Source organism: Nocardia sp. CA-145437 (assembly GCF_050956485.1).
Classification (GTDB): domain Bacteria; phylum Actinomycetota; class Actinomycetes; order Mycobacteriales; family Mycobacteriaceae; genus Nocardia.
In genome coordinates, this window is record NZ_CP191204.1 from 1,266,870 (window position 1) to 1,280,138 (window position 13,269).

Sequence of the window (13,269 nt, forward strand, 5' to 3'; positions counted from 1 at the left end):
GCCTCAGTCGCTCGCCGGTGCCGGAACGGGCGCAGCGACCGCGCGGGCGCCCCACGCGCACAAGGCCATCGCGGCCAGCGGCACCGTCATGGCCGCGGTCAGTGGCACCAGCTTGTCGAGCCAGCCGATGACGGCCGGACCGGCCAGCAGGCCCACATAGCCGAGCCCGAAGACGCGCGACATATCCGTCGCCGCCGTCGCCGAGCCCAGATTGCCCGCGGCCGTGAACACCTGCGGGACGCCGCCGGACAAGCCGATCCCGCACAGCGCCCACCCCGCCACGGTCAGCGGCAGCCACCCGGACAGCACGACGACCCCGAAACCGACGGCCGCCACGGCCGTTCCCCAGCGCAGCACGCCCACCCGGCCGAGCCGGCCGCTCACCCGGTCCGCGCCGAATCGGCCGATGGTCATGGTCAGGGAGAACGCGGTGAAGGCCAGCGCGGCGGCGCCCGCGTCGACACCGAGCCGATCGCGGACCTGCAGGGCGCTCCAGTCCGCGGCGACGCCCTCGGCCATCAGCAGCGCGAAAGCGATCAGCCCCAGGGCCACGACCTTCCGTCCCATCCGCCGGGAGGGCTCGCCGTCCGATGGCGTCGGGGCTTCGGTGGCCGGAAGATGCTGGGCCGCCGCCGGATCCACGTACGTGCCGGGCACGTCGTCCGCCGCCGGGGCGGTGTGCGGGAGCAAGGCGGGGATCGCCACAACCGTGACGGCGAGGCCGACCGCCGTGGTGAGGGTGAACGTCGCGGGCAGGGACCAGTGCGCGTGCTGAGCGGCCGCCCCGAAGGCCGAGCCGAGGAATCCTCCGCAGGAGAAGAAGGCGTGGAACGCGGACATGATGGGCCGGGCGTAGGCCCGCTCGATGTGGACCGCTTGCGCGTTCATGGACACGTCCAGCGCGCCGTTGGCGAAACCGAAGGCGCACAGGAACAGTCCGAGGGCGGCGGGAGAGGCGGCGTGGGCCGGGCCGAGCAGCGTCAGGGCCAGCAGCGTGACGGCCGCCGCGGTGAGCGTGCGGCTACCCACCCGGTCCGCGAGCGGCCCCGCGGTCTGCATGCCCACGATGGCGCAGCCCGCCATGAGCAGGATCAGCATGCCCAGCACGGTCGGTGAGACGCCGGCGCGCGCGGTGACGGCGGGGATGTGCACGATCCACACGGCCGAGAGCATCCCGTTGAGCCCGAACACCGCGAACAGTGCCAGGCGCGCCTTGCGGAGGCGGGGAGTGGGCGTCGCAGCGGCCATCGGTACGACGCTACCGGGTGCACCCGGCGTCTCCCCGGTTTTCGCGATCCGTCCCGGCGGCGTCGACGGTCGGGACCGCGATCCGAATCGTTTGCGGTACAACCTGTTTGCCTATCATTGTACGAGGCGGCACCGACAGCTTTCGGCCCCGCCGCCGGGCCGCGATCGCCCCCCGACTTCCGGGGCTACCGGCTGGCCAGGGGCGATGCAAAGGGGCGGATGCCGGTGACCTCACGCGTCCGCGGTGACCGACCAGACCCCGGTCGCGGCCGCCGCGCGCACGTAATCGGCGAAGTCGCGCGGCTCCCGGCCCAGCGCCCGCCGCACTCCGTCGGTGACGGGCGAGTTGCGTCCGTCCAGCACCGTGCCGAACAGGTAGTCCAGCAGGCTGACCTCGTCGGCGGGGACCCCGTAGGAGGTCAGGGCCGCGACGAATTCGGTTCGGGTGAGCGGGATGTAGGCGATCTCCCGTCCCGACGCCGCACCGATCTCGGCCACCGCCGTGGCGAAGCTGATCGCGCACGGGCCGGTCAGCTCGTACACCTGCCCGGCGTGCCGGTCGTCGAGCAGCGCCGCCACTGCCACCTCGGCGATGTCGTCGGCGTGCACGAACGGCTCCTGGACGTCACCGGCGGGCAGGGCCACCTCGCCGGCCAGGATGAAGTCGGCGAACGAGCCCTCGTCGAAGTTCTGCGCGAACCAGGCGCAGCGCACCACGGTCCACGACATTCCCGAATCCCGCACGATGCCTTCGCATTCCAGGGCCTCGGGTTCGCCGCGGCCCGACAGCAGCACCACGGTGCGCACCCCGGCCGCGGCGGCCCGGTCGCAGAACGCCTTGATGTCGGCGGGGGCGCCCGGCACCGCGAGATCCGGTTGGTAGGACAGGTATACGGCGTCGACGCCGTCCAGAGCGGCCGTCCAGGTTTCGCGGTCGGTCCAGTCGAACGGGATTGCGGCCGTGCGCGAACCGGCCCGCACGGGCACGCCGTGCTCGGTCAGCAGGGCGGCCACCCGGCGTCCGGTCTTGCCGGTCGCGCCGAGGACGAGGACGGTGTTCGCGCTGCTCGAGGTGGTTTCGTTGATCATGTAACGAGTACACCGGGATTCGGCGAGCGCGAACATGGTTGAGAAGCGCCCGGGCATTTGCCATCGTCTTTGTCATGGATGCGTTGGCCAGTCTGCTCGAAGGACCACGGGCGCGAGCGGCATTCGTGATGCGCTCGTCGTTCGATCCGCCGTGGTCCCTGCGAATTCGGGACGAGGCCCCGCTGACCGTGGTGGCGGTGGTGCGGGGCGGCGGCTGGGTGCTGCCGGAACCCTCGAACGGCAAGCCGGGTCCGCCGCGGCAGCTGCGCACCGGCGATATCGCCATCTTCCGCGGCCCCGACCACTACGTCGTCGCCGACGATCCGGGCACCGCGCCGCAGGTGCTCATCGAGCCCGGCAACATCACCACCACCATGGACGGTGAAGTCCTGTGCGAGGCACTGAGTCTGGGCGTGCGCAGCTGGGGCACCAGCGCCGACGCCCAGACCGTGCTGGTCACCGGCACCTACGAGCACGAGTCCGCGGCCAGTCGCCGGCTGCTGCGCGCGCTGCCGCCCATCGCGGTGCTGGGCCGCGGCGAGATCGACTCGCGGGTGCTGGATCTGCTGGTCGACGAGTCCGCCAAGGATCTGCCGGCGCAGGGGGCCATGCTGGACCGACTATTGGATCTGCTGCTCATCGCCACCCTGCGCGCCTGGTTCTCCCGCGCCGACGCCCCCGCCTGGTATCACGCCTACGGTGATCCGCTGGTCGGCAAGGCGCTGCGGCTCATGCAGCACAATCCCGCCCACCCGTGGACGGTCGCCTCGCTGGCCGCGGAGGTCGGCGTCTCCCGGGCCGCGCTGGCCCGCCGCTTCACCGAACTGGTCGGCGAACCGCCCATGGCCTTCCTCACCGACTGGCGGCTGGCCCTGGCCGCCGACCTGCTGCACGAATCCGACGCCACCCTCGAGGCCATCGCCCGCCGCGTCGGCTACGGCAGCGCTTTCGCCCTGTCCACCGCCTTCAAACGCCACTACGGCATCAGCCCCCGCGACCATCGCGCCACACCCGACGAACGCTCCGCCTGAATACACGGCGGACCGCGCCTCGGCCGGAGCGGCTAAGGTTCGTGTTCGGAAAGCCTCAACTCGAAGGTTCGCGGCCGTCCCGATTCTGGACCGACGGAGCGGGGGAGCGAAGCGGAGGAGCGGAGGAGGGAAGAATCGGGACCAGGGGCCGCGAACCCGTCCGGAGCGAAGCGGAGGGCAGGATGACTGAGTACCCCGTGTTGTGGCCGGTGCCGACGCGCTGGGCCGATAACGACCACTACGGGCACGTGAACAACGTGACGTACTACTCGTACTTCGACACGGCCGTGAACGCCTGGCTGATCAGCGCGACCGGAACCGATATCCGGGACCTGCACGCGATCGGCGTGGTAGCCCAGACCTCCTGTAAGTTCCTGGGGTCGATCAGCTTCCCGGACATGCTGCGGGTGGGCATTCGGGTGGCGCGCCTGGGCAATTCGAGCATCAACTACGAGCTGGCCATCTTCCGCGACGGCGGCGACCATCTGGAGCTGGCCGCCACCGGCACCTTCACGCACGTCTACGTGGACGAGCAGACCCGCAAGCCGGTGCCGATCCCGGCGGTCATCCGGGCGGCCGCCGAGCCGCTGGTGGTCGCGGGGCCCGCCGAGGGCTAGACCCGGCTCAGCAGGGTCAGCGGATCCTCCAGCAGGGCGGCCACGCTCGCCAGGAACCGCGACCCCTGCTCGCCGTCGATCATCCGGTGGTCGAAGCTCAGGCCCAGGCTGGTCACCCAGCGCACGGCCAGTTCGTCGCGATGCACCCACGGCCGCTTGCGGATGGAGCCCAGGCACAGGATCGCCGCCTCGCCCGGATTTACCAGCGGCACACCGGTGTCCACGCCGAACACGCCCACATTGGTGATGGTGAAGGTGCCGCCGGTCAGGTCGGTGGGGGTGGCGGTGCCACTGCGCGCTTTGCCCGCGACCCCGGCGATCTCGAGGCACAGGTCGCGCAGCGTGAACCCTTGCGCGTCCTTGAGATTGGGCACCAGCAGCCCGCGTTCGGTGGCGACCGCGAAGCCCAGGTTCACGTAGTGCTTGGTGACGATCTCCTGATTCGCCTCGTCCCAGCGGGCATTGATCTCCGGGAACTCGGTGAGCGCCGCCAGCGCGGCCCGGGCTACCAGGGCCAGCGGGGTGAGGGTGAGCCCGGTGAAGCTGGGCGTGGTGCGCAGATGCTCGAGCAGCTCCATGGACGCGGTGAAGTCGGTGGTCACGAAGGTGCTGGCCTGCGGAATGTGCTGGGCGCTGGCCACCATGGCGGCGGCGGTGCGCTTGCGGATGCCGCTGATCGGTGTGCGGGTCTCGCGTTCGGCGGGGACGGCGCGGCCGCCGCCGAGCGCCGGATGCATGGGGGTCACCTCGGGCGCGGCCTGGGTGGCGGGCAGCGCGGTGAGGGTGGCGGGCGGCGGGGTGTGGATCGGAATGTGGCCCGAGCTCATGGATTCCGGCCGCATGCCGTGCAGATCCTCGATGGTGACCGCGCCCTGCGGTCCGGTGCCGATCACGGTACTCAGGTCGATCCCGATCTCACGGGCCAGCTTCCGGGCGGCCGGGGTGGCGGCGGGCCGTCCGGCGGGTGCGGAACTGCCGAGTCCCTCCGCACCGTCGTAGCCCATGCCGCGCGCGCTTGCCGCGCGGGCCGCGCGTCGGGAGACCGGCTCGGCGTCGGGGCCGTAGCCGACCAGCACGGATTGCCGTTCGGCCGGAGCCTCCGGGGTTTCCGCGGCGGCGTCCGTGGCTGCTGTTGCTTCCGGGGCGCCGATCGTCCCGGCGGGCGCGGCCATGCCGATCCGGATCAGCGGCGCTCCGACCGGCACGGTGTCGCCGGGTTGGGCCAGCAGTTCCAGCACCGTGCCCGCGTACGGGCTGGGCAGCGCCACCTGGGCCTTGGCCGTCTCGACCTCCGCGATGACCTGGTTGAGCGCGACGCTGTCGCCGGGCGCGACCGCCCACGACACCAATTCCGCGTCGGCCAGGCCCTCGCCGAGATCGGGCAAACGGAATTCCATGACCTGCTGCTGACTATCCACCGGGCTTCCTCCGTGCGGTAACCATTCGTGCGGCGAGCGGCTTAAGCGGCGAGCGTGCGGTCGACCGCGGCGAGAATGCGATCGGGGTCGGGCAGGTGGTGCCGCTCGAGCTTAGCCGGGGGATAGGGGATGTCGAAGCCACCGACGCGCAATACGGGCGATTCCAGATGGTAGAAACAGCGTTCGGTGATCCGGGCCGCGATTTCGGCTCCCAGCCCGGCGAATACGGGCGCTTCGTGCACCACGATCAGCCGCCCGGTTTTCCGCACCGAGGTCTCGATGGTGTCGAAATCGATGGGCGAGAGACTGCGCAGATCGATCACCTCGATCGAATGTCCTTCCGCCGCCGCGATATCGGCGGCGGTGAGCGCGGTGGCCACGGTGCCGCCGTACGCCACGATGGTGGCGTCCTCCCCGGACGCGCAGATCCGCGCCTGGTCCAGCGCGATTCCGCCGTCGTGGTCGAGTCGTTCGACATCCACCTCGGCCTTGTCCCAGTACCGGCGTTTCGGCTCGAAGAAGATCACCGGATCGTCGAGGTCGATGGCCTGCCGGATCATCAGATAGGCGTCCGCTGGATTACTCGGCGACACCACCCGCAGCCCCGCGGTGTGCGCGAAATACGCTTCCGGCGATTCCGAGTGGTGCTCGACCGACCCGATGCCGCCGCCGAACGGAATGCGAATGGTGATGGGCGCGACCACTTTTCCGCGGGTCCGGGCGTGGATTTTCGCGACCTGCGAGACGATCTGGTCGAACGCCGGGTACACGAATCCGTCGAACTGGATTTCACAGACCGGTCGCAATCCTCGCAAAGCCATTCCGAAAGCGGTTCCGATGATTCCGGATTCGGCCAGTGGAGTATCGATGACGCGGTTGTTGCCGAAATCCTTCTGCAGCGTGTCGGTGACCCGGAAGACGCCGCCGAGGCGGCCGATGTCCTCACCCATGAGCACGACCTTCGGATCGTCCTCCAGGCTGCGGCGCAGTCCGTGGTTGATCGCTCCGGCGAACGTGGTCTTCATCGTCCGACTCCCTCCAGGTAGGCCGCGTACTCGCGGCGTTCTTCCTCGATCAGCCGATGCGGGGTGGCGTACACGTGGTCGAAGAGCTGGTCGGGGTCCGGGTCGGGCATGGTGAGGGTGGCGGTGCGCAGCCGGGCGGCGATGTCGTCGGCGCGCGCGGCCACGGTCGCCTCGAAGTCGCTGTCCCACAGGTCCTCTCGTTCCAGCAGTCGCCGCATCCGGTCGATGGGGTCGCGGCGCTGCCAGAGTTCGAGTTCGGCGGCGGTGCGGTAGCGGGTGGGGTCGTCGGCGGTGGTGTGCGGGCCCATCCGGTAGGTGATGGCCTCGACGAAGCTGGGTCCGCCGCCGGCCCGCGCGTGCCGCAGCGCCTGCCGGGTCACGGCCAGCACGGCGAGTGCGTCGTTGCCGTCGACCTGGACACCGGGGATGCCGTAGCCGAGGGCGCGATTCGCGATCGGGGTGGCGCTCTGCACCCGGACCGGCGCGCTGATCGCCCAGTGGTTGTTCTGGCAGAAGAACACCACGGGCGCCGACCAGGTGGCGGCGAAGCCGAGCGCCTCGGCGATATCGCCCTGACTGGTCGCGCCGTCGCCGAAGTAGGCGATGGTGGCGATCTCCGCGCCCTCGAGATGCGCGGCGTAGGCGTAGCCGGTGGCGTGCAGGCCCTGCGCGCCGACCACGATGGCGGGATTGGTCATGTTGACCTGGTCGGCGTCCCAGCAGGAGTGCGCGGCTCCCCGCCAGAGCCGGGTGAGGTCCTCGGGCGCGACGCCGCGGCAGTAGGCGACACCCGCCTCGCGGTAGCTGCAGAACACGTAGTCGTCGGATTCGAGGGCGTGGGACGAGCCGATCTGCGCGGCCTCCTGACCGAGCAGCGGGGGCCACAGTCCGAGCTGGCCCTGCCGTTGCAGAGCGGTGGCCTCGGTGTCGATGCGCCGGGCCACGACCATGTCCGCGTAGAGGGCGCGCAGGCGCGGGCCGTCGATATCGGCGATCAGCGGGGCGTGCACGCGATCGTGGACGCGCTGTCCGTCGGGCTGGATGAGCTGGACCGGATAGGTGTTCTTGTCGGGCATGGGTATCGCCTCCTGACACCGGGTGACATCGCTTCGACCGCGGGATTGTGTCCGTGTGGCAAACCAATGTGTGTCCTGTACCACAAGCATCCTCCGCGTGGCGATCTGCGCAAGCCTGACGCGCAGAACTGAGCAGAATGCACGGTCAATTCGCCTTCGTCGGTGTCATACTGATCCCCATGAGCAGCAGGGAGCCCAATCCGGTGCCGCTGGACGCCACCGATGCCCGGTTGTTGCTGGAGTTGGTCGCGAACCCGCGCGCGACCGGTGTCGACCTGGCCGCTCGCCTGGGGCTTTCCCGCAATACCGTGCAGGCCAGACTGGCTCGCTGGGAGGCGAGCGGGGTGCTGGCCAGCTTCGAGCGCCGGGTGGACCCGCGTGCGCTCGGCTACTCCCTGGCCGCCTTCGTCGCGGTGGTGGTGGACCAGCATCGGCTCGACGCGGTGGCGGCCGAACTCGCGGAGATCCCGGAGGTCACCGAGGTGTGCGGCATGACCGGGCCGACGGATCTGACGGTCCGGGTGGTGGCCGCGGACGCGGAGGATCTGTATCGGGTGGCGGGCAGCATCCTGAGGATCCCGGGGGTGGAGCGCACCAATATGGCGCTGGTCATGCAGTCGCTGGTCGGCCCGCGCATCACGCCGCTGCTGGAACGGCTGGCGGCCGGCGGCAGCGCGTAATTCAGTCCAGTTTCGGCTGATTGGCCGCAGACCGGCGGGTGACTGGACCGCGACGATAGCCCCATGAGCACCAGCGTCACTCCCGCCGCCGAGGTCGGGAGCCCACCGGAGGCAGGTCCCGGGCAGCCGATCGGAGCCGGCATCGTCACCGCGCTGGTCGGTTTCACCAGTTCGTTCGCGGTGGTGCTGGCGGGTCTCACCGCCATGGGAGCCACGTCGGCGCAGGCGGCGTCGGGTCTGCTGGCGGTGTGCGTGACCCAGGCCGTCGGCATGCTGGTGCTGAGCCGCCGCTATCGGATGCCGATCACACTGGCCTGGTCCACGCCCGGCGCGGCTCTGCTGGCGAGCACCGGGGCGGTTGCGGGCGGCTGGGCCGCGGCGGTCGGCGCGTTCGCGGTGGCGGGCGGACTCATCGTGCTGACCGGATTCTGGGACCGGCTGGGCGCGCTCATCGCCGCCATTCCGGTGGAGATCGCGCAGGCCATGCTGGCCGGAGTGCTGCTGCCGCTGTGCCTCGCGCCGGTGAAGGCGTTGCCGGTGAGCCCGGCCGTGGTTGTGCCGGTCATCGTGACCTGGCTTGTGCTGCAACGCTTCGCGCCGCGCTGGTCGGTGTTGGCGGCCTTCGCGGTCGCGGCGGCCGGGTCCGGCATCGACATCGCCGTGCGGCACCGGAGTCTGGAGCTGTCCGCCATGGTGCCCCGGGTGGAATGGACTGTGCCGCACTGGAGTTGGCAGGCCATGATCGGCGTCGCGGTGCCGCTGTACGTGGTGACCATGGCAGCGCAGAACATTCCGGGCACGGCGGTCATGCGCACCTTCGACTATCGGGTGCCGTGGCGCGCGGCCATGACCGTCACCGGATTGGGCACCGTGCTGGGCGCGCCCGCGGGAGGGCACGCCATCAATCTGGCGGCCATCAGCGCCGCGCTCTCGGCGGCCCCGTCCGCGCACCCGGATCCGAAGCGCCGCTGGGTCGCGGCGTACACCGCGGGCTGCACCTATCTGCTGCTCGCGCTGGCCTCGGGCGCGCTGGTCGCCCTGGTGGCCGCCGCTCCGAAGGGCGTACTGGAAACCGTTGCGGGACTTGCCCTCATCGCCACCCTCGCGAGTGCGCTGACCGCCGCGCTCACCCCCGCCGCGCATCGGTCCGCGGCCGCCCTCACCTTCCTGGTGGCGGCCTCGGGCATCTCGATGCTCGGGATCGGCGCGGCCTTCTGGGCGCTGGTCGCGGGTCTGGTGGTGCGCTGGTTCCTGCCGCCCGCCAGCGTCTGAGGCGCGGGAGAGCGGACGCTGTTGCTGGACTCCGTTCCGCGAGCGGCGAACCCGGGCGCGGCGGTGGACGGGCGCAGGAGCTGATCGAGGTGGCGCATCGGAGCCAGCCGCCCGGCGGTTCGGTGGACCGCCGCGCGTCCCGGCCGCGGGTGGTTAGGGTGGGGTGGTTCGCGTCACGAGTGGTGGATCGGCGAGGAGGAGTTGGCTTGAGTTCGGTGCTGATTTCGGTTGCGGAGCTGGCGGACCTGCTGGAGGCGGGCGGGAGCCGGGTGCGATTGCTGGATGTGCGTTGGGCGCTCGGGGATCCGGACGGGCCGCAGCACTATCTGGACGGGCATATTCCGGGGGCGGTCTTCGTCGATCTGGAAACCGAACTCGCCGATCCGCCGTCGGTCGCGCACGGCCGCCACCCCATGCCGGAATTGCCGCATTTGCAGAAGTGCGCGCGCAGCTGGGGCGTCTCCGACGGCGACACGGTGATCGTGTACGACGCCACCGGCGGCCTGGCCGCGGCCCGCGCCTGGTGGCTGCTGCGCTGGGCCGGCCTCGCCGATGTCCGCATCCTGGATGGCGGGCTGCCCGCGTGGGAGGCGGCCGGTGGGAAGATCGCCGCCGGTGACGAACCCGACCCCGAACCCGGCACGGTGGTGCTGTCCTCGGGGCACATGCCGACCGTCGACGCCGATGGTGCGGCCGGCTGGCAAGGCGTGCTGATGGATGCCCGGGCGGGCGAGCGCTACCGCGGCGAGATGGAGCCCGTCGACCCGCGCGCGGGCCACATTCCGGGTGCGGTGAGCGCGCCGACCGCCGAGAACCTCACCGCTGCCGGGCATTTCCGGCCGCCGGCCGAATTGGCAGCCCGCTTCGAGGGTTTCGGCTCCGGACCGGTCGCGGTGTACTGCGGCTCCGGGGTGACCGCCGCCCACCAGGTCGCGGCACTGGCCGTCGCCGGCATCGACGCCGCGCTCTATCCGGGCTCGTGGTCGCAGTGGTCCAACGATCCCAAGCGCCCGGCGGCCACCGGACCCGACCCGGCCTGATCGACGCCGCCCCCGCCGGACCGGATCGGATCCGGCGGGGGCGCGTGAACCCGGCCGGCGCCGACGAACCGGACGCCGGCCCCGGCAACAGCCGCCGCGCCGCGCCCGGCAGTGCCTGTGCTCAACCGGGTTTGACGCCGGTCAGGATGCCGGTCGCGAACGGACCGGTGCGGAATTCGACTGCGGTGAAACCGATCTCGGCCAGCGAGGCGCGGTAGCGGCGGACATCCACCGCGGCCAGCGAGTCGCCGGGGCCGTCGTGAGTGTGCCCGTGATGGTCGGTTCCGTCGTGACCGCTGTCGCCGTGCCCGTGATCACGGCCGCCGCGATGCGCGGCCAGACCGGCCATGGCGCGAATCGCCAGTCCGCGCACGCCCGTGGTCGCCGGGTGGGTGTCCGCCAGCAGCAGGCGGCCGCCGGGTCGCAGCACTCGGAAGAAGCCCGCCAGCGCGGTGTTCCGATCCGCCTCGGCGATGTGGTGCATGGCGAACGTGCACGTCGCCACGTCGAAGGACGCGTCGGGATGGGGCAGGGCTTGGGCCGCGCCCAGTTCGAAGACACAGTTCGGGGCCGCGTGGGCGGTGGCGTACTCGATCATCGGCGCGGACGGATCGACGCCGACCACGCGCCCGTGCGGCCCGGCCTGGCGGGCCAGCTCATTGGCCAGCCGCCCCGGACCGCAGCCGACGTCGATGGCGTGATCTCCGGGCCGGATGCCCGCGGTGGTGGCGAAGTGCCGCGCCAGGCTGCCGCCGCGGCCGAGGAAGAAGACGTCGGTGAGCAGGGTGTAGCCGCGCGGCCAGGTGATCAGGGCTCCGACGGACCGGGCGTCGATATCGGACACTTGCTTGTTCTCAGTCATGTGTTCCATCATCGAAGGATGGGAAATGCCAGGCCAGAAGCAGTTTCCCCGGATGTGTACGTTTCGGGACACCCCGCCGGGATCCGTCCCGGAACGGATCCGGACCCGGTTGCCGACCGCCGGGTGCGCCGCACCCGTGCGGCGCTGCACCGGGCGCTCATCGAACTCATGCTGTCTCGCCCGTACGCGCGAATCACCGTGCGGGACATCATCGATCGCGCCGACGTCGGCCGCTCCACCTTCTACGCGCACTACCGCGACAAGGACGATCTGCTGCTGGTCAGCTGTATCGAGTATGTGCGGGGCGAGATTTCGGCGGAGCTGTCCCGTTTTCCGGGCCCCCCGCCGCCGCTGCTGCCGATCGAGATCCTGTTCCGTCTGATCGACGCCCACCCGGAGGTGTACCGGCCGCTGGTCGGTCCGCGCGCCAACGCCACAGTGCTGCGGTCGATCCGGCAGATGTACGCCGAACTGCTCACCGAGCATCTGGCCCCGCTGCTGGGCCCCGACCCCGCGGCGGCGTCCGTCGCGATCACCTTTCTTTCCTGGGGGCTTTACGGATTGCTCGAATCGGTCATGGATCCGGCCCAGGAGCTCACCGCGGAACAGGCGTACCGGCATTTCGCCGCGCTATGGGCAGCCGCGGGCGACGCCCGCGAGGGCGGCGCGGTCGGCGGCGGTGACAGGTAGCCCGTACCGGCCGGCGGCGGTCAGATACTTGCCCGCGTAGAAGCAGCGATTCGCCCGCGCGGGCGGCAGCCAGTCGCCGGGCGTGCGATCGCCCTTGTCCTGGTTGGTCTTTCCGTCCACCGCGAGCAGGTTGTAGTCGACGTCGTTGGCGAACCGCACCCGCCGCGCCATCGGCCAGCCCGCCGCGCCCAGATCCCAGGCGGCCGCCAGCGGATACACGTGGTCGATCTGCACGGCCTTGGCCGCCGCCCGCTCGAACGCGATGCGCCGCCCGGTGTACGGATCGTTCAACGCGCCCGCGACCACCACGCAGGCATCGCCCGGCCGCAGGACCACCTCGGTGAGCTGGCGTGCGAGGACGCTGTTGCGGCTGTCGCACCCGTCGTGGCCGCCGGGCCCGTCGTGATCATCGGTCCAGGACGGGCCGAACACACACCCCTGCCCGCCGCCGCATCCGCGCTGGTAGCCGCCGGGTCGCGGCCGCGCGGGCACGGTGACCACGGCGGTGAGCAGGCGTTCGAGCTGGACGCGGGTAGGGCTGCCCGGCGCGGGAGTCACCTGCCCGACGGCCCCGCACCCCAGGACCGCGAACAGGATGACCACCGTGCCGAGCAGCGAAGTCGCGCCTCTGAGCCACACGGCATCAGGTGTATCGCTACCGCCCGCCGGAGCGGGCCGTCATGCGAACTTCGCACCCCCGCGGCGGTTTACAGCCAGGCGTGGGCCAGGATGTCGTCGGCCGCCGTCTCCGACAGTTGCGGCGGAAAGCGCGTGGCCGCAATGGAATCCACGTGCGCGCCGTCGTGCCCGATGAGCCACGAGCCGCCCCGGTCCTCGCACTCGGCGATCTTGGCGAAGATGGTGAGCAGGAATGTGATGGAGTCGCGTGGATCCGGGGTCCGGGCGAGTCGCTGCGACTCACCGGGCCGGGACAGATCCAGCCACACCCCGGACTGCCCGTCCAGGCGCATCCCCACGATCTTCGCTGTATCCACGAAGGTGAATTTCCGCCGTTCCCACGAAGTCGTGGGCGTGAAGGCCTGCTCGAGCACTTGGAGCAGAATCGTCATCTTCACGGCCTCCCTACGGTCTCGAAAGTGCCACGGCCCCGGATTGGGTCGCGGTGATGTCGGGTGCGCACACAGGTGTTACCGACATGCGGTGACCTGCGGATTTATCCAGTATGTGCCGTATCCGATCAGAAATAAAGAGGGACCTGAC

14 protein-coding genes are annotated in these 13,269 nt (G+C 70.9%); 6 read left to right on the forward strand and 8 right to left on the reverse strand.

Going from position 1 to position 13,269, the window contains the following annotated elements:
- Positions 1-3 precede the first annotated feature (3 nt).
- Positions 4-1,248, reverse strand: coding sequence for an MFS transporter (locus ACQPYY_RS05585; RefSeq protein WP_433592962.1), 1,245 nt, complete (start codon positions 1,246-1,248; stop codon positions 4-6).
- Positions 1,249-1,479: 231 nt separating this feature from the next.
- A complete protein-coding gene (locus tag ACQPYY_RS05590; RefSeq protein ID WP_433592963.1) occupies positions 1,480-2,337 on the reverse strand; it encodes an NAD(P)H-binding protein in 858 nt (285 codons plus the stop codon).
- A 74-nt stretch (positions 2,338-2,411) separates the two neighbouring features.
- Between ACQPYY_RS05590 and ACQPYY_RS05595 the strand changes: the two genes are divergently transcribed.
- Entirely contained in the window at positions 2,412-3,368 is a 957-nt protein-coding gene (locus ACQPYY_RS05595; protein ID WP_433592964.1) for a cupin domain-containing protein, read from the forward strand.
- 182 nt (positions 3,369-3,550) lie between these two features.
- On the forward strand, positions 3,551-3,985 hold the full coding sequence (locus tag ACQPYY_RS05600) for an acyl-CoA thioesterase (RefSeq protein ID WP_357282109.1): 435 nt from the start codon (positions 3,551-3,553) through the stop codon (positions 3,983-3,985).
- Here the strand turns inward: ACQPYY_RS05600 and ACQPYY_RS05605 are convergent.
- The 3 genes from ACQPYY_RS05605 to pdhA form a co-directional block, all read right to left on the reverse strand.
- Positions 3,982-5,382 (reverse strand): dihydrolipoamide acetyltransferase family protein, encoded by a 1,401-nt coding sequence (locus ACQPYY_RS05605; protein ID WP_433594574.1) that lies wholly within the window; start codon positions 5,380-5,382, stop codon positions 3,982-3,984. The genes ACQPYY_RS05600 and ACQPYY_RS05605 overlap by 4 nt on opposite strands.
- 62 nt (positions 5,383-5,444) lie before the next feature.
- On the reverse strand, positions 5,445-6,428 hold the full coding sequence (locus ACQPYY_RS05610; protein ID WP_433592965.1) for an alpha-ketoacid dehydrogenase subunit beta: 984 nt from the start codon (positions 6,426-6,428) through the stop codon (positions 5,445-5,447).
- Positions 6,425-7,504 (reverse strand): pyruvate dehydrogenase (acetyl-transferring) E1 component subunit alpha, encoded by a 1,080-nt coding sequence (gene pdhA / locus ACQPYY_RS05615; RefSeq protein WP_433592966.1) that lies wholly within the window; start codon positions 7,502-7,504, stop codon positions 6,425-6,427. Before pdhA ends, ACQPYY_RS05610 begins: the two co-directional genes overlap by 4 nt.
- Positions 7,505-7,683: 179 nt before the next feature.
- Here pdhA and ACQPYY_RS05620 point away from each other — a divergent pair, with 179 nt between their 5' ends.
- The 3 genes from ACQPYY_RS05620 (at position 7,684) to ACQPYY_RS05630 (ending at position 10,496) form a co-directional block, all read left to right on the forward strand.
- Positions 7,684-8,184, forward strand: coding sequence for an Lrp/AsnC family transcriptional regulator (locus ACQPYY_RS05620; protein WP_433592967.1), 501 nt, complete (start codon positions 7,684-7,686; stop codon positions 8,182-8,184).
- Positions 8,185-8,247: 63 nt separating this feature from the next.
- On the forward strand, positions 8,248-9,456 hold the full coding sequence (locus ACQPYY_RS05625; RefSeq protein ID WP_433592968.1) for a benzoate/H(+) symporter BenE family transporter: 1,209 nt from the start codon (positions 8,248-8,250) through the stop codon (positions 9,454-9,456).
- A gap of 206 nt (positions 9,457-9,662) precedes the next feature.
- Entirely contained in the window at positions 9,663-10,496 is an 834-nt protein-coding gene (locus ACQPYY_RS05630) for a sulfurtransferase (RefSeq protein WP_433592969.1), read from the forward strand.
- Positions 10,497-10,617: 121 nt separating this feature from the next.
- On the opposite strand, the gene ACQPYY_RS05635 is transcribed toward ACQPYY_RS05630, so the two are convergent.
- Complete coding sequence (locus ACQPYY_RS05635; RefSeq protein WP_433592970.1) at positions 10,618-11,358, reverse strand: class I SAM-dependent methyltransferase; 741 nt, start codon at positions 11,356-11,358, stop codon at positions 10,618-10,620.
- A gap of 54 nt (positions 11,359-11,412) precedes the next feature.
- Between ACQPYY_RS05635 and ACQPYY_RS05640 the strand changes: the two genes are divergently transcribed.
- Positions 11,413-12,048: a TetR/AcrR family transcriptional regulator gene (locus ACQPYY_RS05640; RefSeq protein WP_433592971.1), complete on the forward strand. Its 636-nt coding sequence runs from the start codon at positions 11,413-11,415 to the stop codon at positions 12,046-12,048.
- Here the strand turns inward: ACQPYY_RS05640 and ACQPYY_RS05645 are convergent.
- Together ACQPYY_RS05645 and ACQPYY_RS05650 are read right to left on the reverse strand one after the other, a co-directional pair.
- Positions 11,989-12,687: an HNH endonuclease family protein gene (locus ACQPYY_RS05645; protein WP_433592972.1), complete on the reverse strand. Its 699-nt coding sequence runs from the start codon at positions 12,685-12,687 to the stop codon at positions 11,989-11,991. The genes ACQPYY_RS05640 and ACQPYY_RS05645 overlap by 60 nt on opposite strands.
- Before the next feature lie 68 nt (positions 12,688-12,755).
- Positions 12,756-13,118, reverse strand: coding sequence for a hypothetical protein (locus tag ACQPYY_RS05650; protein ID WP_357282100.1), 363 nt, complete (start codon positions 13,116-13,118; stop codon positions 12,756-12,758).
- Positions 13,119-13,269: the final 151 nt, after the last annotated feature.